Source organism: Pseudomonas sp. SWRI50, assembly GCF_014269095.1.
GTDB classification, from domain to species: domain Bacteria; phylum Pseudomonadota; class Gammaproteobacteria; order Pseudomonadales; family Pseudomonadaceae; genus Aquipseudomonas; species Aquipseudomonas kermanshahensis.
The window spans coordinates 25,650-50,898 of sequence record NZ_JABWRW010000027.1 but is presented as its reverse complement, the minus strand read 5'-3'; the positions used below and the strand labels follow the sequence as shown (position 1 = coordinate 50,898).

20 protein-coding genes are annotated in these 25,249 nt (G+C 64.2%); 10 read left to right on the top strand and 10 right to left on the bottom strand.

Annotated features, from left to right (window positions below; genetic code table 11):
- Positions 1-115 precede the first annotated feature (115 nt).
- Positions 116-1,798 carry an electron transfer flavoprotein-ubiquinone oxidoreductase gene (locus HU750_RS22745; protein ID WP_081717456.1) on the top strand — a complete coding sequence of 561 codons (1,683 nt, stop codon included), beginning with the start codon at positions 116-118 and terminating at the stop codon, positions 1,796-1,798.
- Between the two features lie 71 nt (positions 1,799-1,869).
- Here the strand turns inward: HU750_RS22745 and HU750_RS22740 are convergent, their stop codons facing one another.
- The 5 genes from HU750_RS22740 to HU750_RS22720 all read right to left on the bottom strand — a co-directional run bounded on the left by HU750_RS22740 (position 1,870) and on the right by HU750_RS22720 (position 5,188).
- Positions 1,870-2,271, bottom strand: coding sequence for a type II toxin-antitoxin system MqsA family antitoxin (locus HU750_RS22740; protein WP_027592889.1), 402 nt, complete (start codon positions 2,269-2,271; stop codon positions 1,870-1,872).
- Between the two features lie 2 nt (positions 2,272-2,273).
- Positions 2,274-2,570, bottom strand: a complete 297-nt coding sequence (locus HU750_RS22735; RefSeq protein ID WP_027592890.1) for a type II toxin-antitoxin system MqsR family toxin — start codon at positions 2,568-2,570, stop codon at positions 2,274-2,276.
- Between the two features lie 94 nt (positions 2,571-2,664).
- Positions 2,665-3,990 (bottom strand): MFS transporter, encoded by a 1,326-nt coding sequence (locus HU750_RS22730; RefSeq protein WP_099454840.1) that lies wholly within the window; start codon positions 3,988-3,990, stop codon positions 2,665-2,667.
- 72 nt (positions 3,991-4,062) lie between these two features.
- A complete protein-coding gene (locus HU750_RS22725) occupies positions 4,063-4,542 on the bottom strand; it encodes a histidine kinase (protein ID WP_186682522.1) in 480 nt (159 codons plus the stop codon).
- Positions 4,543-4,711: 169 nt separating this feature from the next.
- On the bottom strand, positions 4,712-5,188 hold the full coding sequence (locus tag HU750_RS22720) for a sigma-70 family RNA polymerase sigma factor (protein WP_027592893.1): 477 nt from the start codon (positions 5,186-5,188) through the stop codon (positions 4,712-4,714).
- Between the two features lie 229 nt (positions 5,189-5,417).
- On the opposite strand from HU750_RS22720, the gene HU750_RS22715 reads away from it, so the two are divergent.
- Genes HU750_RS22715 through HU750_RS22705 form a run of 3 tightly spaced genes read left to right on the top strand, consistent with a single transcriptional unit; the run spans position 5,418 to position 9,962 of the window.
- A complete protein-coding gene (locus HU750_RS22715) occupies positions 5,418-6,590 on the top strand; it encodes an efflux RND transporter periplasmic adaptor subunit (RefSeq protein WP_027592894.1) in 1,173 nt (390 codons plus the stop codon).
- On the top strand, positions 6,591-8,555 hold the full coding sequence (locus HU750_RS22710; protein WP_027592895.1) for a MacB family efflux pump subunit: 1,965 nt from the start codon (positions 6,591-6,593) through the stop codon (positions 8,553-8,555).
- 3 nt (positions 8,556-8,558) lie between these two features.
- Positions 8,559-9,962 (top strand): efflux transporter outer membrane subunit, encoded by a 1,404-nt coding sequence (locus HU750_RS22705; RefSeq protein ID WP_027592896.1) that lies wholly within the window; start codon positions 8,559-8,561, stop codon positions 9,960-9,962.
- A gap of 305 nt (positions 9,963-10,267) precedes the next feature.
- On the opposite strand, the gene pvdP is transcribed toward HU750_RS22705, so the two are convergent.
- Positions 10,268-11,893: a pyoverdine maturation tyrosinase PvdP gene (gene pvdP, locus HU750_RS22700; protein ID WP_186682520.1), complete on the bottom strand. Its 1,626-nt coding sequence runs from the start codon at positions 11,891-11,893 to the stop codon at positions 10,268-10,270.
- Positions 11,894-12,091: 198 nt separating this feature from the next.
- Here pvdP and pvdM point away from each other — a divergent pair, with 198 nt between their 5' ends.
- Both pvdM and pvdN read left to right on the top strand, forming a co-directional pair.
- Complete coding sequence (gene pvdM / locus HU750_RS22695; RefSeq protein ID WP_186682518.1) at positions 12,092-13,438, top strand: pyoverdine-tailoring dipeptidase-like protein PvdM; 1,347 nt, start codon at positions 12,092-12,094, stop codon at positions 13,436-13,438.
- 16 nt (positions 13,439-13,454) lie between these two features.
- A complete protein-coding gene (gene pvdN / locus HU750_RS22690) occupies positions 13,455-14,744 on the top strand; it encodes a pyoverdine-tailoring periplasmic protein PvdN (protein WP_186682516.1) in 1,290 nt (429 codons plus the stop codon).
- Positions 14,745-14,873: 129 nt separating this feature from the next.
- Here the strand turns inward: pvdN and HU750_RS22685 are convergent, their stop codons facing one another.
- Positions 14,874-15,836, bottom strand: a complete 963-nt coding sequence (locus HU750_RS22685; RefSeq protein WP_186682514.1) for an alpha/beta hydrolase — start codon at positions 15,834-15,836, stop codon at positions 14,874-14,876.
- A gap of 140 nt (positions 15,837-15,976) precedes the next feature.
- Between HU750_RS22685 and HU750_RS22680 the strand changes: the two genes are divergently transcribed.
- Positions 15,977-17,098, top strand: coding sequence for a cupin-like domain-containing protein (locus tag HU750_RS22680; protein ID WP_186682512.1), 1,122 nt, complete (start codon positions 15,977-15,979; stop codon positions 17,096-17,098).
- 160 nt (positions 17,099-17,258) lie between these two features.
- Here the strand turns inward: HU750_RS22680 and HU750_RS22675 are convergent, their stop codons facing one another.
- The 3 genes from HU750_RS22675 to HU750_RS22665 form a co-directional block, all read right to left on the bottom strand.
- Positions 17,259-18,650: an aspartate aminotransferase family protein gene (locus tag HU750_RS22675; RefSeq protein WP_027592902.1), complete on the bottom strand. Its 1,392-nt coding sequence runs from the start codon at positions 18,648-18,650 to the stop codon at positions 17,259-17,261.
- A 164-nt stretch (positions 18,651-18,814) separates the two neighbouring features.
- Positions 18,815-20,137: an ATP-binding protein gene (locus HU750_RS22670; protein WP_186682509.1), complete on the bottom strand. Its 1,323-nt coding sequence runs from the start codon at positions 20,135-20,137 to the stop codon at positions 18,815-18,817.
- On the bottom strand, positions 20,134-20,817 hold the full coding sequence (locus tag HU750_RS22665; protein WP_027592904.1) for a response regulator: 684 nt from the start codon (positions 20,815-20,817) through the stop codon (positions 20,134-20,136). The genes HU750_RS22670 and HU750_RS22665 overlap by 4 nt, the downstream gene beginning before the upstream one ends.
- A 165-nt stretch (positions 20,818-20,982) precedes the next feature.
- On the opposite strand from HU750_RS22665, the gene dsbD reads away from it, so the two are divergent.
- The 3 genes from dsbD to dsbG are packed head-to-tail and all read left to right on the top strand — an operon-like array spanning position 20,983 to position 24,294.
- A complete protein-coding gene (dsbD, locus tag HU750_RS22660; RefSeq protein WP_186682507.1) occupies positions 20,983-22,695 on the top strand; it encodes a protein-disulfide reductase DsbD in 1,713 nt (570 codons plus the stop codon).
- Positions 22,695-23,531, top strand: coding sequence for a TlpA family protein disulfide reductase (locus tag HU750_RS22655; protein ID WP_027592906.1), 837 nt, complete (start codon positions 22,695-22,697; stop codon positions 23,529-23,531). The genes dsbD and HU750_RS22655 overlap by 1 nt, the downstream gene beginning before the upstream one ends.
- A gap of 1 nt (position 23,532) precedes the next feature.
- The gene (gene dsbG, locus HU750_RS22650; protein ID WP_186682505.1) at positions 23,533-24,294 is read left to right on the top strand and encodes a thiol:disulfide interchange protein DsbG; all 762 of its coding nucleotides are present in this window, start codon (positions 23,533-23,535) and stop codon (positions 24,292-24,294) included.
- Positions 24,295-25,249: the final 955 nt, after the last annotated feature.

Here is a 25,249-nt window from a genome sequence, read left to right as displayed (position 1 = left end):
CGGCCAAGACAAAACGGTGTAGTCCATCCTCTGCGCTGCTACAGCTCCGCTCCCGTGAAGCGCGGTGCGCATGATCACCCCACACCCATAAGACAAAGCAACAGCACGAGCCTTGATGAGTAGGAGAGAACCAGTGGAACGCGAATACATGGAATTCGACGTGGTCATCGTCGGCGCCGGCCCGGCGGGGCTGTCCGCCGCCTGCCGCCTGAAGCAGAAGGCCGCCGAAGCCGGTAGCGAGATCAGCGTCTGCGTGGTCGAAAAAGGCTCCGAAGTCGGTGCGCACATCCTCTCCGGCGCGGTGTTCGAGCCGCGCGCACTGAACGAACTGTTCCCTGACTGGAAGGCACTCGGCGCGCCGCTGAACACCGAGGTCAAGCGTGACGATATCTATGTGCTGAAGGACGCTGGCAGCTCGACCAAGGTCCCCGACCTGTTCGTGCCCAAGACCATGCACAACCACGGCAACTACATCATCTCCCTGGGCAACCTGTGCCGCTGGCTGGCCCAGCAGGCCGAAAACCTGGGCGTTGAAATCTACCCAGGCTTCGCTGCCCAGGAAGCGCTGTTCGATGAAAACGGCGTGGTGCGCGGCATCGTCACCGGCGACCTGGGTGTCGACCGCGAAGGCAACCCGAAAGACGGCCTGTACACCCCTGGCATGGAACTGCGTGCCAAGTACACGTTGTTCGCCGAAGGTTGCCGCGGCCATATCGGCAAGCAGCTGATCAAGCGCTTCAACCTCGACAGCGAGTCCGACGTCCAGCACTACGGCATCGGCCTCAAGGAAATCTGGGAAATCGACCCAAGCAAGCACGAGCAGGGCCTGGTGGTGCACACCGCAGGCTGGCCGCTGGACGTGATGAGCGCCGAAAACACCGGTGGTTCGTTCCTGTATCACCTGGAAAACAACCAGGTGGTGGTAGGCCTGATTGTCGACCTGTCCTACAGCAATGCCTACCTGTCGCCGTTCGATGAGTTCCAGCGCCTGAAGCACCACCCTGTGATGAAGCAGTACCTCGAAGGCGGCAAGCGCATCAGCTACGGCGCCCGCGCCATCTGCAAAGGCGGCCTCAACTCGTTGCCGAAGATGGTATTCAACGGTGGCGCATTGATCGGCTGCGACCTCGGCACCCTGAACTTCGCCAAGATCAAGGGCAGCCACACCGCAATGAAATCCGGCATGCTCGCCGCAGAAGCGGTCGCCGATGCGTTGATCGCAGGCAGCGAGGGCGGCGACGCACTCACTACCTATGTCGACGCTTTCAAGGCCAGCTGGCTGCACGAAGAGCTGTTCGCCAGCCGAAACTTCGGCCCGGCGCTGCACAAGTTCGGGCCGATCCTGGGTGGTGCGTTCAATTACATCGACCAGAACTGGTTCGCCGGCAAGCTGCCCTTCACGCTGCACGACACCAAGCCCGATTACGCCTGCCTCAAGCTCGCGGCCGACTCGAAAAAGATCGACTACCCGAAACCGGACGGCAAGCTCAGCTTCGACAAGCTCAGCTCGGTATTTCTCTCCAGCACCAACCATGAAGAGGAACAACCCTGCCACCTGAAGCTGACCGACCCGAACATCCCGATCGCCAGCAACCTGCCGCTGTACGACGAGCCGGCCCAGCGTTACTGCCCTGCCGGCGTGTACGAAGTGGTCAGCCAGGATGACGGCAGCAAGCGCTTCCAGATCAACGCGCAAAACTGCGTGCACTGCAAGACCTGCGACATCAAGGACCCCGCCCAGAACATCACCTGGGTAACCCCTGAAGGCGCCGGCGGGCCGAACTACCCGAACATGTAAGGCCCGTGCCCTTGCGGCATTAAAAAGCCCCCGCCTCGTCAGAGCCGGGGGCTTTTTGCTGCCTACTCGCATCAGGCAGTGCGTACTTCTTCGAACAGTTCCGGGTGGCGATCCAGCAGTTTGAACAGCTTGACCAACGCCACGGGTGGCCTGGTTTTACCGTTTTCGTAACGGGAGAACGCATTGACGCCACCCCCGAAGATCTCCCCTGCTTCACGCTGGTCGAGATCGAATTTCTTGCGTACTGAGACGATGAAGCCCGGGTCGACCGCCGCAGCGTTGACCTGGCGATTGAACGCCGACATCAGGTCACTGATGCGCAAAGCTTCATCATGGCTCAGCACTGCCTCACCACAGGCAGCACAGTAGTCGCCACTGACATTCGGAATAAGGGTCGCTTCACCCTTGTATCGATAGGGCATGTCCTGAGTGTCGGGCGCAAGCTCCGCACCGCCGCAGATTGGACATCTCATGGTTACATCTCCTTGAAAGACACGATGAGAACGTCGTCCACCACAGACAGTTTGAGGTACACGTACCCCTTGACCGTAAGCGGACGATAAACATCCTGCCAAACGCGATGATCAACGTAGCTGGTCATGCTTTTGTAAAAGTCTCTGCGCTCCAAGCCATTGATGACATCGAGCATATCCGGGTATTCCATCCCCAGTGCCTGGGCGTCTCGCAACGAGGCGGTAGTCGGGCTGATACGTCCAGCACTGACCAATGCCCTTATCCGCTGCAGCGGACAGTGAGGCGTTCTCTTTTCCATGAGAAATTAACCTTCCAGGTTAAATTTGGCTAATAGGTTATTCCAATAGCCCCCACCCGGAAGTCTGCCTCACCACTTGCCAGCCGCTAGTGGCTCATTTGTCACCGCACATGATTGGCATGGGCTCCGCCGCAAACGCCAAGGGCTCGCGACGCCCGAAGTACAGGGCAGTGAGCAGCCCCACCATGCCCATGATCAGACAAAACCCGACACACACCCATGGGCTCCACGGCATCAAGGCGATCAGCGCCAGCGGCGTGGTGCTGGCCCACAGGGCATAGGCGACGTTATAGGTGAAGGAAATGCCCGACACCCGGATCTGCGCAGGGAACAGCCCGACCATCACCGACGGCACCACGCCCACCACGCCACAGCACAGCCCTGCCACGGCATAAGCCAGCCAGGTTGCGCCCCACTGGCCCACCAGGCTTGCATACAACACACCGATGCCCAGCGGCAGCAGCAGGCTGTAGATCATCAGCGCTCGCCAGGCGCCCAGGCGATCGACCAGCAGGCCGGCCAGCACACAACCGATATTAAGGAAGACAATACCCGCACTGCTGAGGGCAAAGGTGTGCCCGGCAGTCATGCCAAAACGCTGCTGCATCACCGTCGGCGTGATCACCACCAGCACCACCACCGCCGACGTCAGCACACAGGTCAGCAGCGCCGCGGGGATCAGCGCCCGGCGATGCTCGCCCAGCACGCGCCGCAGCGGAAACGCCACCGGCTGCTCCTGGCGCTCGCGCAAGGCCAGGAACACGGGCGTTTCACTTAGCCACCGGCGCAGCCACACGCCTATCACGCCAAACACCCCACCCAGCAGGAAGGGGTAGCGCCAGGCATGGTCGAGAATTTCTTCGGGGGTGAACACCTGCGCCAGCAGCGTGGCCGTCAGTGCGCCCAGCAAGTAACCGAAGGTAAGCCCAGCCTGCAAGAAGCCCAGGGCATAGCCCCGTCGCCCAGGTGGCGCATGCTCGGCAACGAACGTCCAGGCACTGGGCACTTCGCCGCCGACAGCCGCCCCCTGCAGAATGCGCAGCGCCAGCAGAATCAACGGCGCGGCGTAGCCGATATCGGCGTACGTCGGCATCACACCGATCAGCAGGCACGGCAGGGCCATCATCAGGATGCTCAGGCTGAACACCCGCTTGCGCCCCAGATGATCGGCGAAATGCGCCATCAGGATGCCGCCCAGTGGCCGCGCCAGGTAACCGGTGACGAAGATCCCGAAGCTTTGCAGCAGGCGCAGCCATTCAGGCATTTCTGGCGGGAAAAACAGCTTGCTGAGGGTCAGGGCGAAGAACACGAAGATGATAAAATCGTAGATTTCCAGCGCGCCACCCAGTGCCGCCAGGCCCAAGGTCCGGTGGTCGCCACGGCTGAACCGTGGCGGGCGAGCGGTATCGATGGCAGTCATGGCAGAGTCCGCAGATCGGCAAAGGGCAAGAGGATAGCAAATAGCTGCCCCCTTGCCCCGCCCACATCGGCGCTAGCGGCTGAAGACCGTGTGCGCGAAGTTCACCCGCGGGCGCAGGTGCAGCGCGCTGGCGGGCACGGCAGCTGGCAGGGGCAGCTTGCCGACCAAAAGCGGCGCATCAATGATCGCCATGAACGATTCCAGTGCCTCGTTATCGGGCGCTTGCGGCAGGCTCACGCTCACGGATTGGCGCTCGGTTTGCGGCACCGAAGGCACTTGCAACTGCTGGGAGTGATAAAGCAGGGCGTGCTGGATTTGCGTGCTCACCCGGCAGAAACGCGCCAGGTCGACGCCGACGTGGCTGGCCAGTTCGATGTTGCCAAGCAACAGATGAAAAGGCTGCAAGGCAGATTGCACCAGGCGTTGCAGCTCCTCGAAGCTGTCCACGGGCGCAATCCGGTAATAGCCCAGGCCATTGAGCAACTTTTCCAGCTGCAAGCGCTGGCTGGGGTGCTCGTCGGCGATGAGGATGCGCAGGGTCTTGTTTGCCATTTTCGGACCTGGGCAGTTAGGTAATAAGGGACACTCCCTGACCATACTGCGCCAGTAACGGCAATCGCCAAAGCTTTGCCTGGCTGGGGTCTACCTAGATAGTTGTCGGGAAACCCGCAGAAATCAAGTCGATGCTTGACGGAATTTTCATTCGTCTTTCACCAGACTTTCAGGATTCCCACTCACGCATGCGCACCCGGCAGTGCTTCATGGCATTGACGATGTGCTTTTCCACCACGCTGCGAGACACCCCCAGGTGCTCGGCAATCTGCTGATGTGACAGGCCATCGAGCTTGCGCAACAGGAAGCAGTCGCGGCAGACCTTGCCCAGTTCATCCAGGGCGCGCTGCATCAGCGCCAGGCGCTGATCGAGCTGCATGTCATGGGTGGGTGCCGGGCTGTGCCAGCGCTCATCGCTGTCGAGCACCTCCAGTGGCTCAGCCTGGCGAACCTGATGCCGCCGGTGGCGGTCGACCACCAGGTTGAGCGCGGTACGGTACAGAAAGGCACGCGGGTGCTCGATCCGTTCCGCATCGGTGCGCTCCAGCACCCGCAGATAAGCATCGTGCGCAACATCTTCGGCCGCCTGACGACTGCCCAGGCGCGCGGAAAGGAAGCCCACCAGTTCGCGATAGTAATGTTCCACGACGTTACCTGAGAGGGCCCTGCTGCTTTTTCTGAAAGCCATTTCACAAAGCTGTGCAGGACCGAAGTGATGTCAACGTGCGATCTTACAAATTATAATTATTCTCAGCAACACGACATCCTCCTGCCCTGTACGCTAAATCCCGCCCGCTAGCCTTCGTCTATCTGGGACCTCAGTGCGCGCCGCTTCTTGCGCTGCGCGTAGCCTTCACTCCTGGCTGGAAGTCTGCATGCGACGTTTACCCCACACCCGCCGTCGGCTACTGCTCAGTGGCTTGGCCCTGCTGAGCCTGGGCAGTTTGCTGGCCTGGAAAACCCTGCCCTTCGGCGCGCAGCCGATCAGCACAGTCGCCGTCACCCGTGCCGATATCGAAAGCAGCGTGACTGCCCTGGGCACCCTGCAGCCGCGGCGCTACGTCGACGTGGGCGCCCAGGCTTCCGGGCAGATCCACACGCTGCACGTTGAAGCCGGTGACCAGGTACGCAAAGGCCAACTGCTGGTAGAGATCGACCCGTCCACCCAGCAAGCCAGGCTCGATGCCGGGCGTTACTCGATCGACAACCTCAAGGCACAACTGGCCGAGCAACGTGCACAGTTTCAACTGGCCCAGCAGCAGCTCAAGCGCCAGCGTGACCTGGCGGCCGCCGGTGCGACCCGTGACGAAGACGTGCAGACGGCCGCTGCCCAGCTCAAGGTGACTCAGGCCCGCATCGACATGTTCCAGGCGCAGATTCGTCAGGCCCAGGCCAACCTGCGCAGCGACGAGGCGGAACTGGGCTACACGCGCATTTATGCCCCCATGGACGGCACCGTGGTAGCGGTCGATGCCCGAGAAGGCCAGACCCTCAATGCCCAACAGCAGACCCCTCTGATCCTGCGCATCGCCAGGCTTTCGCCAATGACCGTCTGGGCCCAGGTGTCGGAAGCCGACATCGGCAAGGTCAAGCCCGGCATGACCGCTTACTTCACCACCTTGGCCGGCGGCAAGCGCCGCTGGACCAGCACGGTCCGGCAGATTCTACCGATCCCGCCCAAACCACTGGACCAGAGCAGCCAGGGCGGCGGCAGCCCGACCAGCGCCACCAATGGCACCACCGGCAGCCAGGTGGTGCAGTACACCGTGCTGCTGGATGTCGACAACCCGGATGGCGCCCTGATGGCCGAGATGACCACGCAGGTGTTCTTTGTCGCCGGCCAGGCCAGCCAAGTGCTGACCGTGCCGCTTGCCGCACTGGACGACAACAATGGCTTGCGCCTCGCCCGGGTACTCAACAGCAAAGGCGAAGTGGAACAGCGCCAGGTCCAGACCGGCCTGAGCGACCGGCTGCGGGTGCAGGTACTTGACGGCCTCAGCGAAGGCGAGCGCCTGGTGATCGGCGCCCCCAGCATCAGCGGAGGTTGAATGACTACGCCCCTGATCGAACTGATCGACATCCGTAAATCCTACGGCGGCGTCGATACCCCCAAGGTCGACATCCTCCAAGGCATCAGCCTGAGCATCCACCCCGGCGAGTTCGTCGCCATTGTCGGCGCCTCCGGCTCCGGCAAATCGACGCTGATGAACATCCTCGGCTGCCTCGACCGGCCAACCGCTGGCAGCTACCACTTTGCGGGCAAGGACGTGGCCGAGCTGGACAGCGACGAACTGGCCTGGTTACGCCGTGAAGCCTTTGGCTTCGTCTTCCAAGGCTACCACCTGATCCCCTCGGGTTCGGCCCAGGAGAACGTCGAGATGCCGGCCATCTATGCCGGTATCGCCGCCAGCGAGCGGCACGCGCGCGCCACCGCCCTGCTCACCCGCCTGGGCCTGGCCAGCCGCACGGGCAACCGCCCGCACCAGTTGTCCGGCGGCCAGCAACAACGCGTATCGATTGCCCGGGCACTGATGAACGGTGGCCACATCATCCTCGCCGACGAACCCACCGGCGCGCTCGACAGCCACAGCGGCACCGAAGTCATGGCGCTGCTCGACGAACTGGCCAGCCAGGGCCATGTGATCATCCTGATTACCCACGACCGCGACGTGGCGGCGCGGGCGCAGCGGGTCATTGAAATCCGCGATGGCCTGATCATCAGCGATTCGGCCGCCGAGCAGCCACCGCCCCCCACACGCCAAGGGCTGCAGGCCGACGACCTGCGCCAGCGCCTGGGCCGCGGCGCCACCCTGCGCGGGGCCTGGAAAGGTGAGCTGGTCGAAGCCTTGCAGGCCGCTTGGCGAGTGATGTGGGTCAACCGTTTTCGCACCGCCCTGACCTTGCTCGGCATCGTCATCGGGGTAGCCTCAGTGGTGGTCATGCTGGCCGTCGGCGAAGGCAGCAAGCGCCAGGTCATGGCGCAAATGGCGGCCTTTGGCTCGAACGTGCTCTACCTCAATGGCAAGCCGGCAACGCTGGGTGAACAGGCCGGCACCATCACCCTCGACGACGTCGCGGCCATCGGCGAGCTGCCCCAGGTCAAGCACGTCATGCCGGTGATCGGCGACAAACTGATGGTGCGCCACGGCAACAACAGCCAGCAGTTTTATGTCGGCGGCAACAACATCTGGTTCCCGGAGATCTTCAACTGGCCGGCGGTCGAGGGCACCTTTTACACCGAGGCCGACGAAGCCAGTGCCGCGCCTGTGGCGGTGATCGGTCAGAAGGTGCGGGAAAAGATGCTCGACCCGGGGCGCGACCCGCTGGGGCAATACATCCTGATCGGCAATGTGCCTTTCCAGGTCGTCGGCATTCTCGCCGGTAAAGGCGCCAGTTCCGGCGACCAGGACAGCGACGGGCGCATCGCGGTGCCCTATTCCGCCGCGGCTATCCGCCTGTTCGGCCAGCGCGACCCAGACTACATCGCCGTCGCCGCGCACGACTCCACCCGGGTCAACGAAGCCGAAGTGGCCATCGATCACTTGCTGCGCCAGCGTCACCAGGGCCGTCAGGATTTCGAGCTGACCAACGACGCAGCACTGATCCAGGCCGAGGCACGCACGCAGAACAGCCTGTCGCTGATGCTGGGCGCGATCGCGGCAATTTCGTTGTTGGTGGGTGGCATCGGGGTGATGAACATCATGCTCATGACCGTGCGCGAGCGTACGCGTGAGATTGGCATCCGCATGGCCACGGGCGCGCGCCAGCGCGACATCCTGCGGCAGTTTCTCAGCGAGGCCGTGATGCTGTCGATGGTCGGCGGCGTGGCCGGCATCGTCCTGGCCCTGGCCATCGGCGGCGGCCTGATGCTGGCCGAGGTTGCCGTAGCCTTCGCCCTGCCTGCCATATTCGGCGCGTTCGCCTGCGCTGTCGTCACCGGCATCGTGTTCGGCTTCATGCCGGCCCGCAAAGCCGCCCGACTCGACCCGGTCAAAGCCCTTACCAGCGAATAATCCATGACCTTGCCAAGCCGAATCAGCCTATTGACCTTATGCCTGAGCCTTGCCGCCTGCAGCACGCCGCCCACGCCTGACAGCGGGATTGCCGCGCCGCACGCCTGGCAAGGCGAGGCCGCGCCGTCATCCACCGAGCTGCCATCAGCACAGTGGTGGCGCGCGTTTGCCAGCAGCGAGCTGGACCGCCTGGTCGAGCGCGCCCGGCTCAACGCTTATGACCTCGCGGCCGCCACGGCGCGTGTGCGCCAGGCCCAGGCCCAGGCCGTCATCGCTGGCGCGCCATTGCTGCCCGAACTGAACCTGGGCCTGGATGGCAGCCGCCAGCGGCTGTTGAAGGGTGAAGGCAACGACCAACTGGACGTCAGCAGCAGCGAACGCACCAGCACCGCGTTCGACCTCAAACTCAGCGCCAGCTACGAGATCGACTTCTGGGGTGGCCTGCGCGCAGCACGGGCCAGCGCCTTGCGCAGCCTCGATGCCAGCCGCTTCGACCGGCAGACGGTCGAGCTGACCTTGGTCAGCGCCGTGGCCGACAGCTACCTGCAAGGCCTGGCCCTGGAAGCGCAACTGAACATCGCCCGGCTCAACCTGCGCAATGCACGTGACGTGCTGGGCCTGGTCGAAGCCCGCCAGCGCACCGGCTCGGCCACACGCCTGGAACTGGCCCAACAGCGAAGCCTGGTGGCTGCCCAGGAGCGGCAAGTGCCGTTGCTCGAACAGCAGTGGCAAGACAGCCGGGTCACCTTGGCGACGCTGCTCGGCGACCCGGTGCAGGCCCTGCCGCCCAGCCGTGAAGCGTTCGATGCGCTGCAGTGGCCGTCCATTGGCAGCGGCGTCCCCAGCGAACTGCTGGCCCGTCGCCCCGACATTGCCGCCGCCGAAGCGCGGCTGGCAGCGGCCAGCGCCAACGTACAGGTGGCCAGGGCGGCGATGCTGCCCAAGCTGACCCTAGGGGCCAACCTGGGCAGTGGCGCCAATACCTTTGCTCATGTGCTCGACAGCTCTTTTTATACCCTCAGCGCCGGGCTGGTCGCGCCGATCTTCAACAACGGCCGGCTGCGCGCTTCTCGCGACCTGGCCGAGGCCGAGCAAGCTGAGTTGCTGGAGACGTACCGAGGCAGCATCCTGGCCGGTTTCGCCGATGTCGAGAAAGCGCTCAATGCGATTCACGGCGTGGACCGCCAACGCCGGTGGCAGGACGAAGAAGTGCAGGAGGCGCGCCTGGCTTTCGAGCTGGCTCAGCAACGCTATGGCGCGGGCGCCGAGACCCTGCTCAGCGTGCTTGAAACCCAGCGCACCCTGTACCTGGCCCAGGATCAGCAGGCGCAGCTGCGCTTGGCACGGCTGCAAGGGAGTGTGGCGCTGTACAAGGCGTTGGGGGGTGGGTGGAAGGTTGAGCGGTAGTGTAGGGCGATGGATTTGCTGCGGGTTCGAGATCGAGCGCCGCCCGCGCGGCGCATCGCGAGCAACGCTCGCTCCTACGTTTGTTTCGGGCCAGTTATTCCTGGGACAAATGCGCGCGGCCGCCTTGGCGCATGGCGCGATATCGCGTCGAACAAACAAGGCGTTCGCGCGCGCCTGTCACAGGCGTTATTGGCCGAGAACAAACGTAGGAGCGAGCGTTGCTCGCGATGCGCCGCGCGGGCGGCGCTCGATCTAAAACCCGCCGACAATCCCTCGCCCTACACCCCGATCCCATCCCCACCCCCTCAAAGCGACCGCTGCGCCACCTTGAGATTGCGCGCATACCAAGGCCGCTGGGGCACCTTCGGTCGCAACTTGTCGAACAGGTCTTCATCGCTGTAGATGATGCGCAAAGCCAGCTTCATCGTCTCCGGGTCCATCTCGACGCTGCGCCCCGGCCGCAAGCCCGGCACCGTCGAGCAACCATGGGTGTCAGGCCCTAGCCAAGGGTCTGCCACTTCGACCCAGCGCCCTGGCGCAAACCAAGGCACGCCATTGATTTCCAGGCGCCGCACCTCGCCGGGGTGAACCCGCTCATGGGCGCGGAACCAGTCCTCGATGCGGTCATCGATCCAGCCATGAAAGTGCCAGAACACGGGGTTTACATGGGATGAAAACGGGTCACCCAGAAAGTCGTTTTCGGCCGCGAACCAACGCGCTGCAAAGTCGTCAGGCGTGCGCGCCGTCGGCACCGGCATGCCGTTGGCCGGGTCACGCGGCACCGAGGCCCAGCGCATGTGCAGCCAGTCATGCAGGCCCAGTTCCACCTCTGAACCGAACTGGCCCAGGGTCAGTGTGCTCAGGTAGTCCGGGTCGCTGTAACGCGACTCCCAGACCTGGAAGTTGCCATGGTAGGTATCCGGGTGCTTGATGTCGCGCACCCACTGGGTGTATTCCGCATCACCACTCGCCAACCAGGTGGGCGGCAAGGCGTTGCCGTCATGGTTGTCCCAATAGCGAGCGAACCCGGCACGGTCGCGCTCAAGCTCCGGCTGTGGCTGCGGAAACCGCGTCCATGAAGGCAGGTCCTGCAAGGCGCGGGCACTGCCAAGCATGTGCCGGTGCATGAAAAAGAAATCCTCACCCGAGCCGTTGCGGTCCTTGTGCCGGCCGCGCGCGTCACGCTCCCGATCACGCGGCCCCGGCTGCCAGCCCAAGCCGCGTAGGGCCGCTTGTTTGTCTTTGTCCAGCTTGTGCCATTTGTCACGCGAGGAATGCCACAACTGGTGGAACAATCGGTGCTCCGGGGTGATCAGCCAGGCCAGCAGTTGCGGGCTTAACGGCGTGCGCTCGCGCGCCTCGGGGAAGGTGTGTTTCAGCGCCAGAAAGTGGTTGTCTTGCACCGGCAACGACAACGCTCGGTCCAGTGGCGCAATGCGCCCGTTGAGGGTCGCGGGCCCGGCATTGCCGAAGCGGCCCCAAACCTCGTCGATGACGATATGGCATTCGTAGCGGGCCTGTACCTCACCTGGCCGGTTCGAGAACAAGCGCCAGCGTAAAGTGCCCGGTTTGTCTGCCAGCAGGTCACCCACCACACGGTAGCGCGGTTGTTCATCGCTGCGTAGGCGCTCGGGGGTATCCAAGTAGCCGCGCAACGCCCGCCCACTGGGCGCAACATCCAGGAACAGCTCCAGCTCGCCTTCAGGCAACCCTTGCAGGCCCGCGTCCTTGCCCTGCAAGGTCCAGCGCCAGATCCCGCGCAAGGTATCACCCAACTGCTGAAGGTGCGTATCAGCCCGTTCGACGACCGCCTCGCCGGGGGTTTCCGGAAACGCCTCGGCGGCCTGCTGGCGCTGTACATACAACGCGCCGGGCACCACCACGCCCGTCAATGCCACTCCGGCGATGAACCCGCGTCGAGAAATCGTCATTGCAACTACCTGTGCATTTATTGCGGCCGTGGAGCACAGCCCGTCCAAGGCTAGAACGTTGTCCACACCGCGAAATTTACCGATGCCGCCGCAGGGGTGCCGCCACGGCTGGGTAAATTTCCACAGGGTGGGCTCGTTCACTCCAGGTAGCGGCGGCCTCTGTGCCCATCCCTCGACGGTGAACCTACTGAGACCAAGATGACGACTCCACGCTGGAAAAAAGCCCTGTTTATCAGCCTGGCCGCGGCCGTGACCGCAGGTGCCGGATTTGCCGCCTGGCACTACTTCACCACGCCGGCCGGCTACTCCAGAGAGGTGGTGCGCCAGGCCAACGACCTGCAGGAACGCATCATCTCGTTCGACAGCCATATCACCCTGCCGCTGACGTTCGGCACTGAGGGCAGCGAGGCCGACAAGGATGGCAATGGCCGCTTCGACCTGGCCAAGGCCGCCCGCGGGCGGCTGTCTGGCGCCGCGCTGACGATCTTCGCCTGGCCCGAATCGTGGACCGGCGACGATGGCCCGCACCGGCCGACCGCAGGCTTCGTCGAAGCCGCACGCCACACTCAGGAGGTGCGCTACAACGCTATCGACGCCATGGTCCGCGACTTCCCCGAACAGGTCGGTATCGCCTACACCCCTCAAGACATGCGACGCCTGCACGGCGAAGGCAAGTTCGCGGTGTTCCTCAGCATGCTCAATGCCTATGCCCTGGGCGACGATATCGACCAGCTCGACCGCTGGGCCGCCCGCGGCGTGCGCATGTTCGGCTTCAGCTACGTGGGCAACAACAGCTGGGCCGACTCTTCGCGCCCGTTGCCGTTCTTCAATGACACCGCCGATGCTTTGGACGGCCTTTCGCCGGTTGGCAAACGCGCCGTACAGCGGCTTAACGACCTGGGTGTGATCATCGATGTGTCGCAGATGTCGAGCAAGGCACTGGCCCAGGCGGTCAGCCTCAGCCGCGCGCCGGTGGTGGCGTCGCACTCTGCGCCACGCGCCATGGTCGACATTGCCCGCAACCTGTCCGACAAGGAAATGCAACTGATCAAGGACAGCGGCGGCGTGATTCAACTGGTGGCCTTCTCCACCTACCTCAAACCACTGAGCGTGAAAACCCAGGACAAACTCAACGCCCTGCGCGCCCGCTACGACTTGCCGCCGCTGGCCAACCTCAACTACGCGCTGATGCCAGGTGACCCGGTCATCGCCGGCTGGCCCGAGCAGAAGGTGGGCCAGTACGCCAACGCGTTGTACGGCATCCTCGACGAAGAGCCACCGGCCACGCTCAAGGACTTCGGCGACGCCATCGACTACACGGTGCGCAAGGTCGGCATCGACCATGTGGGGCTGAGCTCGGACTTCAATGAAGGCGGCGGCATCGACGGTTGGCACGACGCAAGCGAAGCGCGCAACGTCACCGCCGAACTGATCACCCGCGGCTATTCCGAGGCCGATATCGCCAAGCTCTGGGGCGGCAACTTCCTGCGGGTATGGGAGCAGGTGCAGCACGCCGCGCAACCCGCCACCACTTCGTCCCGATAACCCTGCGAGCGCCTTCATGAACGACCGCCGTACCTTCCTCAAGCAGGCAGGCCTGCTGGCCGCTGCCCTGCCCCTGGCCAGCCAGTTGTTGCCGGGCGCTCAGGCCGCGCCATTGCCACCCGCTGGCAGCGACGCCTGGGCCGCTTTTCGCGGCCTGTTCGACCTGGACCCCGCCTACGCGCACTTCGCCAACTTCCTGATCACGTCACACCCAAAGCCGGTGCGCGAGGCCATCGAGGCCCTGCGTGCGAGCTTCGACCGCCACCCCGCGCGCAGGGTTGACTGGGACAGCCAGGCGGAGTGGAAGCACGAGGCCGCAGTGCGTGAATGGGCCGGTCGCTACCTTGAGGTAAACCCCCGACAGATTGCCCTGACCGGCAGCACCACGGAAGGCCTGGGCCTGATCTATGGCGGCCTGAAGCTTGCACCTGGGCAGGAAATTCTCACCACCGTGCACGAGCATTCGGCGGCGCGCCAGACGATGAGTTTCCGCACGGCACGCGATGGCACGCCGGTGCGCCGCTTGCGCCTGTTCGAGAACCCGTCACAGGTCAGCACCGACCAGGTACTCGGCACCCTGGCTGCGGCCATCAGCGCCAAGACGCGGGTACTGGGCATGACCTGGGTCCATTCCGGCAGCGGTGTGAAGCTGCCGGTGGGTGAGATTGGCGCGCTGGTGCGCGAGGTCAATCGCCAGCGCGACGAGAAGGACCACATTATTTACGTGATCGACGGGGTACATGGCTTTGGCGTCGAGGACATGCGCTTTGCCGACCTGAACTGCGACTACTTCATCGCCGGCACCCACAAGTGGATGTTCGGGCCACGTGGCACCGGGATCATCTGCGCGGCCTCCACCGAGCTCAAGCAGCTGAACCCGACCATTGCCACGTTTTCCGAGAATGAAGACTTCGCCACCATCATGACCCCAGGCGGCTACCATGCCTTTGAGCACCGCTGGGCGCTGGGCAAGGCCTTCGAGCTGCACCTGCAGCACGGCAAGGCGAACATCCAGGCGCGTATTCATGGGCTCAATGACTACCTTAAGCAGCGTCTTGAGGCGGTTGAAGCGGTCGAACTGGTGACGCCGCGCAGTGCCCAGTACTCGGCTGGGTTTACCTTTTTCAGGGTCAAGGGCCAGGATGCGGATGACGTGGCCGGGTATCTCAACAGCCAGCGCATTGTCGTCGATGCCGTGTCACGTGATGCTGGGCCGGTGGTGCGTACCGCCCCTGGGCTGCTGAACACCGAGGCCGAGATCGACCGCTTGGTCGATGTGCTGGGGCGGCGGGTGCGTAGTTCGTGACGAATGCTGGGGGCGCTTTGCGCCCCTTTCGCGACGCAAGGCCGCTCCTACAGGCTGAGGATAGCGCTGGACGTGTAGGAGCGGCCTTGGGTCGCGAAAGGGCCGCAAAGCGGCCCCAGTGCCCCCAAACTAACCCCCAACCTTCTGCAGCCAGCCCCCCACATCCTGATAAATCTCCCCCACCTGCCCCACGATCCCGGACATGCGCAAGAAGTCATGGGTCAGCCCCTCGACCCGGGCAAACGTCACCTCGGTACCCCCCGCCACCAGCCAGTCACGGTAGGCAAGCCCTTCGTCATGCAACGGATCGTACTCGGCCACGAACAGGTACGCCGGCGCCAATGGCTCACGCACCGTCGACAGCAAGGGCGACACACGCCAGTCCAGACGCTGCTCCGCCTGCGGCGCATAGTGCTGGTAGAACCACTCCAGGGTAGGCGTTTCCAGCAGGTACCCCTCGGCATGCTCGCGGTGAGAGTCGCGCTGGCAGGAAATGTCTGTCACCGGGTAGAACAGCAACTGCGCCAGCGGCTTGAACGCCAGCGCTTCGGGCTGCTCGACGGCCGTGATGGCCAGCACGGCGGCCAGGCTGGCACCGACGCTGTCCCCGGCCACCACCACCCGACGGTTGTCCAAGCCCAACGCCCCAGCCTGCTCGGCCAGCCAGTTGGCGGCATCCAGCACATCGTGCAGCGCTACCGGAAACTGCTGCTCCGGCGCCAATCGGTAGTCCGGCGCCAGCACCGCGAACTCACCCATGGCTGCCAGGCGGCGGCACACCGAGTCATGCGAGTCGAGGCTGCCTACCACATAGCCACCACCGTGCAGGTAGAAGATCACTGGCTGCAAGGCATCGCCTGCGTCACCCGTGCGGTACAGCCGCGCTGGCAGGCTGGCGCCATCGCGCGCCGGGACCTGCAACTCGCTCACCGCCACGCTGCCGGGCGGGCTTGGGTCGAGCACTTGCGAACTGCCCTCGAACTCGGCCCGGGCCTGGGCCACGTCCATCGCGTGCATGGGCAGGCTTCTGCCCGTCAACCGGCCAAATTCGACCAGCTCCAGAAATCCCGCCAGATCAGGGTGCAATGCCATGTCGGATCCTTGCTTGAACAATATGACTGCTGTCCCTACGGGACGTAGAAGGCGCACCGAAAATTAGCTGTAAGCGCCGCTAAATCGATGGCGGACACACTCGTTATCCCTGCACAACGAAATCCCATCAGAGGCTAACCGTGGACCTTCAGAGCATCCTCAGCAAACTGTTCGCCAACGCCCATGCCGTCGGCATCGAAGGCGTGTTCCAGTTCGTCTTCGGCCCGGACCGTGCCTTCTGGTCGGAAGTGCGCGACACCAGCCGCACCGGCGCAGGCCGGCACAGCACCCCGGATGTCACCATCGAGGTGGCCGAGCGCGACTTCCTCGGCATCATGGGCGGCACGGCCAACGTCGAGGAGCTGTTCGCCAGCGCACGCCTGAAGATCACCGGCAACATGGGCCTGGCCACCTTGCTGCCGCAAATCATCAACAACGCCCGCAAAGGCGCCGCAGCGACCAAGGTGGCGATGAACCAGCGCTACCCAACGCCGGCACGCCTCAGCGAGCGGGTCTCGGCCGCGCTGCCGGTGCAGTGCGAGGTGCAGCGCATTGCCCGGGCAGACATGCCCCTGCAACGGTTTCAAAGCGACTACCTGGCGCACGGCATACCGGTGGTGCTCAGCGATGCCCTGCAGGACTGGCCACTGTTCACCATGGGCCGCGAAGCGTCACTTGAGCATTTCGCCGAGCTGCAAGGCATTACCCGGCACGGTGACTACGTCAAGAAAACCTTCTCTACCGACCGCGACTTCCGCTCGACCTCCATGGCCGACTTCATCGCCTCGCTGGACACCCCGGCCAAGCCTGGCGAAACGCCGGCCTACATGGGCAACAACATCGTCCCGGAAAAACTCCTGACCCTGATCCGCTTTCCGGACTACTTCGAGCGCCAGCGCTTCATCTCGCCACGCATCTGGATCGGCCCAAAGGGCACCCTGACGCCCCTGCACCGCGACGACACCGACAACCTGTTCGCGCAGGTGTGGGGGCAGAAGTCGTTCATCCTGGCTGCGCCCCACCACCGTGCGGCACTGGGCACCTGGTCGACCAGCCCCAAGGGCGGCCTGGACGGCTGCGATTTCAACCCCGACGCACCGGACTACCAGCGCTTCCCAGCAGCGCGTGACGTGCCGTTCCTGCGCGTGGTGCTGCAGGCCGGTGACCTATTGTTCCTGCCTGAAGGCTGGTTCCACCAGGTGCAGTCGGTGTCCACGTCGTTGTCGGTGAACTTCTGGGTGAATTCCGGGCGCGGCTGGTAGCCGCACCTGCGGGGTTAATTTGCAGTGGCGTCGGCTCGTTCCTTGAGAAACCGCTTGCAAGAGTACTCCCGCATGCCCCCCTCAAAAGGTCTGAGCCTGCGCAGTTACCTGTGGGAGCTGGCTTGCCGGCGATTGGGCCGCAGAGCGGCCCCGGAAATGATCAGACAGCAGCCCTGAGGGCTTCGGCAAACCGCTGCGCCACGTCGTCGATCTGCTCGCCACTGATGATCAACGGCGGCAGGAAGCGCACCACCGCGCCATGGCGCCCACCCAGCTCCAGGATCAGGCCACGCTTGAGGCACTCACGCTGCACCTTCGGCGCAAGCTCACGGTTGGCCACAGGGTGACCTAGGGCATCGCGCTGACCTTGCGGGTCGACCAGCTCCACCCCAAGCATCAGCCCACGCCCACGGATATCACCCAGTTGCGGGTAATCCCGCTGCAGGTGAAGCAAATGCTGGCGCAGGCGCTGGCCCATGGCCTCGGCATGCTCGGCCAGGCGATGTTCGACCAGGTAATTAATCACTGCAGAACCTGCGGCCATAGCCATCTGGTTGCCACGGAAGGTGCCGGCATGGGCGCCCGGCTTCCAGGTGTCCAGCCAGTCGCGGTACACCACCACTGCCAGCGGCAGGCTGCCGCCAATTGCCTTGGACAAGGTCACCACGTCCGGCACGATACCGGCATGTTCGAAGGCGAACATCCGCCCGGTGCGGGCGAAGCCGCTCTGGATCTCGTCGACGATCAGCGCCACCCCCGCTTGCTCGGTGATCCGCCGCACGCCCTTGAGCCACTCGATATCGGCCGGGATCACCCCGCCTTCGCCCTGCACCACCTCTAGAATCACTGCAGCCGGCAGCGGCACACCGCTTTCAGGGTCGAGCAGCAGGTTTTCCAGGTAATGCAGGTTAGCCTTCACCCCCGCTTCGCCACCCAGGCCGAACGGGCAACGGTAGTCGTACGGGTACGGCATGAACTGCACACCGTTGCCCAATAAGGCACCCAACGGCTGCTTGGGCCCGTGGCTGCCCATCAGGCTCAGCGCACCTTGGCTCATGCCATGGTAGGCACCTTGGAAGGCCAGCACCGTGCTGCGCCCTGTGGCGCCGCGCACCAGTTTCAGCGCCGCCTCAACGGCATCGGTCCCGGTCGGGCCGCAGAACTGCACCTTGGCTTCCCGGCGCAGCGCCTCGGGCAGCACGCCGAACAGGTCCTGAACAAAGCGGTCCTTGACCGGCGTGGTCAGGTCGAGGGTGTGCAGCGGCAGTTCGTCGGCCAGTACACGCTGGATCGCCTCGATCACCACCGGGTGGTTATGGCCCAGGGCCAAGGTGCCGGCACCGGCGAGGCAGTCGATGAACTGACGGCCTTCGACATCTTCGACATGGATGCCACGGGCGCGCTTGAGCGCCAACGGGATGCGCCGCGGGTAGCTGCGGGCGTTGGATTCCTGTTGCTGCTGGCGTTGCAGCAAGGGCGAATCGGTGAACGCGTACAGGGGTTGCGGCGCACTGGCCGGCAAGACCTGGGCAAAGCTGGAAGCGGTCGACATGGGTAGATCCTCGCAAGCAAGCGAAAGTGCCCCGCCACGCCCCTGTAAGCAGATGTGTGCGGGTAGTTGTCGCTTGGAGAACGCTTCAGCGCAAGGAGGATTTAGCGGTTGTTGTGGGATTTTTACAGCCTGGGCCGGCCAATAGGCCGGCCCAGGCCAGCAGATCAACGCCCCGAACGCGCCGGTACCTGCAACAGCACCCGCAAGCCATCGCTACGGCTGTCGAAACGCAGGCTGCCGGCACAGCGCTGGACGATTGCCTGGACGATCGCCAAGCCCAAGCCACACCCGCCACTCTGGCCGTTGCGCCAGAAACGCTCGGTCAGGTGCTGCAGGTCCGCTTCGGCAATGCCGGGCCCGTGGTCGCGCACCATGAACCCCACCTGGCCGTCAGTCATCTGCACCTCCAGCTCCACCGCGCTTTCGCCACCATGGCGCAGGGCGTTGTCCAGCAGGTTGCGCAAGGCCGCAACTGCCAGCGGCGCGGGCATGCCTAGGTAGATTTGCGTGGCCTCCTCGGGCAGGCGCAATACGATGCGACGGTTATCGCCACCGCCGGCATCCTGCACCGCCTGGCGGGCGACCTGCTCGGCGCTGCACTGCACGCCATCCTCGAACGACAGGCTGCCTTCCACACGCGCCAGCATCAGCAGTTGCTCAAGCGTGCGGTGCATGCGGTCGGTACCTTGCTCGGCATGCTCCAATGCCTGTTCACGCACCGCGCCGTCGGTCATCCGCGCCACCTGCAGGTGAGTCTTGATCGCCGTCAGCGGGCTGCGCAGCTCGTGGGCGGCGTCATCGGTCAGGCGCCGTTCGCGCTCGATGGTTTGGGCGATCCGCAGGAACAACTGGTTCTGCGTGTCCAACAGCGGCTGCAGCTCGCTGGGCAGGCCCGACACCTGCAGGGGCTCGACGCTGTCGGCGCGCCTTCGACGCAAGGCGTCGCGCATCCGGTTGAGCGGCTCCAGGCCCTTGCCCAAGCCGATCCACAACAGGCCGAGGCTGCCGAGCAATGCCATCAGCACCGGCGCCGAGGCGGCCAGCAGGATCGACTGGTTGAGGGCCTCGCGCTCCATGTGGCGGTCGGCGGTGGTGATGCGCACATCGCCGTGGTTGTAGGTGAACGTACGCCACAACGCGCCGTCGATGGTCTGGTCACGGAAGCCGCTGCGCTGGTCATCCATGGCGCCATCATGCTTGTGGTTGCTGGCCAGGATCTCGCCGCGCAGCGAGCTTACCTGGCACGCCATGCCATCCGGCACGCTGAACTGGTCGGCGGAAAAATGCGCGTCCTCGCCCTTGGCCGCCAGCGGCTGCGGCAACTGGTCGATCAACCCGGCCACCATGCGTGCCGAAGCCACCAGGCGCTGGTCGAGGGAGAACATCATCTGCTGGCGCAGGTCGCGCAGCATCCACGCGGCAGCCAGTACCCAGATAATCACGAAGGCGCTGCCCAGGATCAGGCTCAGGCGTACCCGCAGGCTCATGAAGCAGCCTCTTCCGGTGCTTGCGCCGGGCCAAGTCGGTAGCCCAGGCCGCGCACGGTCTCGACGATACCATTGCCAAGCTTGCGGCGCAGGTGGTGGATATGCACGTTGAGGGCGTTGCTTTCGACCTCGTCGCTGAAGCCGTACACGCAGTCCTTCAACTGCTCGCTGGACAGCACCCGCCCAGGGTTCTGCAGCAATGCCTGGAGCAGCGCCTGCTCACGACGGGACAGATCGACCGGCTGCCCGGCCAGGAAGGCTTCGCAGCTGCTAGGGTCGTAACGCAGCGGCCCATGCTCGATGACATTCACCGCGCGCCCGGCCACCCGGCGCAGCAGGGTGTGCAGGCGCGCTGCCAGCTCGCGCAGGTCGAACGGCTTGAGCAGGTAGTCGTCGGCACCGGCTTGCAAGCCATCGACCCGGTCGGTGACCGCATCGCGGGCGGTGAGCACCAGCACAGGCAGGGTCTCGCCCTGCTGACGCAAGCGCCGCAACAGCTTCAGGCCATCCTCGTCGGGCAGGCCGAGGTCGAGGATCATCACATCGAACTGCGCGGCCTGGAGCATCGCCCGCGCACCTGCGGCATTGGCTACCCGGTCCACGGTCAGGCCCTGGGCGGTGAGGCCGGCGCAGATGCCGCTGGCGATCAGGTCATCGTCCTCGCAGAGCAGAACGTGCATGGTGGGGGCTCCGGGGTAAGTGAGGCAGATACTGCACCACGGGTGGATTAAGTGGGGATTATGGACCTTGAGCGTGCGTTTAGGGGGGATGTAGGACCGGGTTAACCTTGGGTTAATCGACCCAGGCCAGCATGGCCCACTTCATCGTATAGCCAAGGCGAAGACATGCGCGCCCTCTTTCTGTTCCTGGCCCTCCTGCTGGCCGGCCCCCTGCAAGCCAACCCGTTCGAGGTCAAATCCGACTTCCTGCCCGTCGACCAGGCCTTTGTCCTGAGCCACGACCGCCAGCCCAACGGCCAGATGCGCCTGTTCTTCCAGATCAAGCAAGGCTACTACCTGTACCAGAAGCGCCTGAAGTTCGACGGCCTGAGCCCCGAGCAGCAGCCACAGCTGCCCCCCGCGCTCAACCACCATGACGAATTTTTCGGCGACAGCGCGGTGTACCGCGACCAGCTCGAACTGCTGATCCCGGCCAGTGCGCAAGGCCAACTGCGCCTGGGCTGGCAAGGCTGTGCCGACGCCGGCCTGTGCTACCCACCGCAGACCACCGCCATCGACTTGGGCGGCAGCGTGGCCCCCGCCGCCGATCAGGCCAGCGACCAGGCCCTGGCCAGCAACCTGCAACAGGGCAACCTGGCCTGGGGCCTGCTGGCCTTCTTTGGCCTCGGCTTGCTGCTGGCCTTTACCCCCTGCTCGCTGCCGATGCTGCCGATCCTTGCCGGGCTGGTGCTGGGCAATGGCGCCAGCGCCCGGCGCGGCTGGCTGCTGGCCGGGGTCTACGTGCTGAGCATGGCCTTGGTGTACGTCGCCCTGGGGGTGGTGGCCGCGCTGCTCGGCGCCAGCCTGCAGGCCTGGTTGCAGCAACCCTGGCTGCTGGGCAGCCTGGCGGTACTGTTCGTGTTGCTGGCGCTGCCGATGTTCGGCGCTTTCGAGCTGCAGTTGCCCGCTGCCTTGCGCGATCGCCTCGACCGCGCCGGCCAAGGCACCCGTGGCGGCAACCTGTACGGCGCGGCGTTGCTCGGGGCGCTTTCCGGCTTGCTGCTCGGCCCGTGCATGACCGCACCGCTGGCTGGCGCGCTGCTGTATATCGCCCAGAGCGGTGACGTGCTGCAGGGTGCGCTGGTGCTGTTCAGCCTGGGCCTGGGCATGGGCGTGCCGCTGCTGTTGCTGGTGACCCTGGGCAATCGCTACCTGCCACGCCCCGGCGCATGGATGAATCGGGTCAAGGGCGTGTTTGGCTTCGTGTTCCTGGCCATGGCCTTGTATACCGTGCGCAGCCTGCTGCCAGACAGCCTGCTGCTGGCCCTGAGCGGTGCCTGGCTGATCGCCCTGGCATGGGCCGCGTGGCCGGGCCTGCAGCGGTTACCAGCACTTCGCGCGGTGCCGTTGCTGGGCGCGCTCTGGGGTGCCCTGTTGCTGGTCGGCGCGGCCGCCGGGGGGGATGACCTCTGGCAACCCCTGCGACCGTTCGCAGGGGGTGCCGCGCCTGCGGCCGGGCAGCACGCCGAGGATGCCTTCGTCACCGTCAACCGCCCCGAGGACCTGCAACGCGAGCTTGCGGCTGCCAAAGCCCGTGGCCAGTGGGTGATGGTCGACTACTATGCCGACTGGTGCGTGTCGTGCAAGGTCATGGAAAAAAACGTCTTCACCCGCGCCGACGTGCAAGCCAGCCTGGCCGGCGTGCACCTGCTGCGCCTGGACGTGACCGCCGACACCCCGGCGAGCAAGGCATTGTTGCAACGCTACCAGGTACCCGGCCCGCCCAGCATCATCTGGGTCGGCCCGGAAGGCGACGAACGCCGCGCGCGGCGCATCACCGGTGAAGTGGATGCCGCCGCGTTCCTGCAACACTGGACCCAGACCAGGAGCCAAGGCTGATGCTGACCGTAACCCTCGGGCCACTGACCATGGCCCTCAACCACCTGCTGATGCTCACCGCCCTGGTGATCGCCAGCGTGGTCGGCTGGTGGGTCGCCCGACGCGGTGGCGAAAGCCCGGAGTCGGCCCTGTTCAACCTGTTTCTGATCGGGGTGCTGTGCGCGCGGCTGGGCTTCGTCGTGGCTTACTGGCCCATGTACCAGGATGACCTGGTGCAAGTCATCGACATCCGCGACGGCGGCTTCCTGTTCTGGTCTGGCCTTGCCGGCATCGTGCTGGCCGCGCTATGGCAAGGCTGGCGTCAACCAGGCCTGCGTCGCCCGCTGGGCTGGGCATTGTTCAGCGGCGCGCTGTTCTGGGGCCTGAGCAGCCTGGGCAGCCACCTGTACAGCAAAGGCACCGAGTTGCCTGAGTTGAGCCTGCGCAACGCTGGCGGGCAGCCCGTGGCGTTGCACAGCTACCGCGGCAAGCCACTGGTCATCAACATCTGGGCCACCTGGTGCCCGCCGTGCCGGCGTGAAATGCCCGTGCTGCAACAGGCCCAGGGCGACTATCCCCACGTAACCTTCCTGTTCGTCAACCAGGGCGAGACGCCCGAGAATGTCAGCACCTTCCTCGCCACCACTGGCTTGAGCCTGACCCACGTGCTGTTCGACGGCGCCGGGCAACTGGCCCAGCGCGTCGGCTCGATGGCCCTGCCCACCACGCTGTTCTACGACAGTGATGGGCGGCTGATCGGCAGCCACCTTGGCGAGCTGTCCCGGGCCAGCCTGCGCCATGCCTTGGAACCTTTCGACCGGGCGACCGCGCCCACCCCTGCCGCACAAGGAAACTGACATGCGATTGACTGCACTACTGCCCCTGTCCCTGGCCCTGCTGGCCGCCCCGCCCTTGCACGCCGAAGACGCGCTGCCCAAGGCGATCCAGCAACTGCAAGCCAAGGGCGCCGTGATCAAGGGCAGCTTCGACGCCCCCGACGGCCTGCGCGGCTACGCCGCCGAATACCAGAACAACGGCATCGCCCTGTACCTGACGCCTGATGGCAAGCATGTACTGGTCGGCAGCCTGTTCAACGAACAAGGCCAAGACCTCAGCGCCGCACCGCTGGACAAGCTGGTGTATGGGCCGATGAGCAAGGAAATCTGGGCGAAGATGGAGAAAACCGCCTGGATCGCCGACGGCAAGGCCGACGCGCCGCGCAAGGTGTACCTGTTCAGCGACCCCAACTGCCCGTACTGCAACATGTTCTGGGAGCAGGCGCGGCCGTGGGTCGAGTCGGGGAAGGTGCAGCTGCGCCACATCATGGTTGGCATCATTCGCGAGGACAGCCCCGCCAAGTCGGCAGCATTGCTGGCGGCAAAAGACCCGGCCAAAGCATTGGCAGAGCACGAGAAGGCCGGCAAGGCCAGTACGCTCAAGCCGCTGGAGAAGGTGCCAGAGGCCGTGCAGCAGAAGCTGGCGGCGAACATGGCGTTGATGGAAGAAATGGGGCTGCAGGCGACCCCGGCGATTTTCTATCAGGATGAGCAGGGTAACTTGCAGAGCCAGCAAGGGGCGCCGCGGCCGGATCTGCTGGGGAAGATTTTGGGTAAGCGCTAGTTCACCCCGCAGGTTCTAGGTTGGGGCGTAGATCGAGCGCCGCCCGCGCGGCGCATCGCGAGCAACGCTCGCTCCTACGTTTGTTTCGGGCCAGTTATTCCTGGGGGAAACGTGAGCGGCCCCTTTAGTGCCCGCCTCAATATAGAGTCGAACCAACAAGGCGGTCGCGCGCGCGTGTCACAGGCGTGACTGACCCGAAACAAACGTAGGAGCGAGCGTTGCTCGCGATGCGCCGCGCGGGCGGCGCTCGATGTCCGCCGCCCCGCAAAACTCTCGGCATACCCTAAAGCCCCGAGAAGCCCCTTCGCCCTACAGCCCCTCAAGCTACGCCATCAGGTCACTCAGCCGGTCAACCTTGTCGTCATCCAGCACACGCCTCTGCAACCCCTCCACATACACCGCCAGTTCCGTCGCCGTGCCCGCCATGATCGAAGAGCATTACCCATACCTACTTCATGCACATAAGCCCTTTCGATTTAAGTACTACTTCTCTTTCGTGCGTCAGCTTGCATAGTTGAAAACAGCTAATGAACCACATGGAAATACAATGAAACACTACAACTTACTCATTCGCAACTGAACACAGAGCTAGCAACACCAGTGCCAAAATATAAAAACCAAACCAATCTAGGAAACACCCTTAATTGCAATCAGAACCGTCAGACACAGGAATCAGAAAATTCCGACTATGATTCGAGAAACGAAAACCAAATAACTGCAACGCTAACCCTTTGCAGGAATACCCTTAAAGAACACTCTTACACAAAGCTATTCTGGCAAACAAAGCAGGCAACAGTGCCTGCGCCGCTAAAACCCACAAACCATTGACATTATGCAAATCCAAATCTAATCCTCTACTTGCCCTGGCAATCGGGGCGACAACAAAAACAATCGAGGATATATCAATGGAAATTCAATACGGCATCAACCTCTTGGAACTAGTCCCTGATGCAAA

Coding starts and splice junctions, on each gene's coding strand:
- HU750_RS22655 (WP_027592906.1), top strand. CDS start 22,695: ATGCTGACCGTAACCCTCGGGCCACTGACCATGGCCCTCAACCACCTG.
- pvdM (WP_186682518.1), top strand. CDS start 12,092: ATGACGACTCCACGCTGGAAAAAAGCCCTGTTTATCAGCCTGGCCGCG.
- HU750_RS22725 (WP_186682522.1), bottom strand. CDS start 4,542: ATGGCAAACAAGACCCTGCGCATCCTCATCGCCGACGAGCACCCCAGC.
- HU750_RS22665 (WP_027592904.1), bottom strand. CDS start 20,817: ATGCACGTTCTGCTCTGCGAGGACGATGACCTGATCGCCAGCGGCATC.
- HU750_RS22705 (WP_027592896.1), top strand. CDS start 8,559: ATGACCTTGCCAAGCCGAATCAGCCTATTGACCTTATGCCTGAGCCTT.
- HU750_RS22730 (WP_099454840.1), bottom strand. CDS start 3,990: ATGACTGCCATCGATACCGCTCGCCCGCCACGGTTCAGCCGTGGCGAC.
- HU750_RS22745 (WP_081717456.1), top strand. CDS start 116: ATGAGTAGGAGAGAACCAGTGGAACGCGAATACATGGAATTCGACGTG.
- HU750_RS22710 (WP_027592895.1), top strand. CDS start 6,591: ATGACTACGCCCCTGATCGAACTGATCGACATCCGTAAATCCTACGGC.
- HU750_RS22670 (WP_186682509.1), bottom strand. CDS start 20,137: ATGAGCCTGCGGGTACGCCTGAGCCTGATCCTGGGCAGCGCCTTCGTG.
- dsbD (WP_186682507.1), top strand. CDS start 20,983: ATGCGCGCCCTCTTTCTGTTCCTGGCCCTCCTGCTGGCCGGCCCCCTG.
- HU750_RS22735 (WP_027592890.1), bottom strand. CDS start 2,570: ATGGAAAAGAGAACGCCTCACTGTCCGCTGCAGCGGATAAGGGCATTG.
- HU750_RS22675 (WP_027592902.1), bottom strand. CDS start 18,650: ATGTCGACCGCTTCCAGCTTTGCCCAGGTCTTGCCGGCCAGTGCGCCG.
- HU750_RS22685 (WP_186682514.1), bottom strand. CDS start 15,836: ATGGCATTGCACCCTGATCTGGCGGGATTTCTGGAGCTGGTCGAATTT.
- HU750_RS22715 (WP_027592894.1), top strand. CDS start 5,418: ATGCGACGTTTACCCCACACCCGCCGTCGGCTACTGCTCAGTGGCTTG.
- dsbG (WP_186682505.1), top strand. CDS start 23,533: ATGCGATTGACTGCACTACTGCCCCTGTCCCTGGCCCTGCTGGCCGCC.
- HU750_RS22740 (WP_027592889.1), bottom strand. CDS start 2,271: ATGAGATGTCCAATCTGCGGCGGTGCGGAGCTTGCGCCCGACACTCAG.
- pvdN (WP_186682516.1), top strand. CDS start 13,455: ATGAACGACCGCCGTACCTTCCTCAAGCAGGCAGGCCTGCTGGCCGCT.
- pvdP (WP_186682520.1), bottom strand. CDS start 11,893: ATGACGATTTCTCGACGCGGGTTCATCGCCGGAGTGGCATTGACGGGC.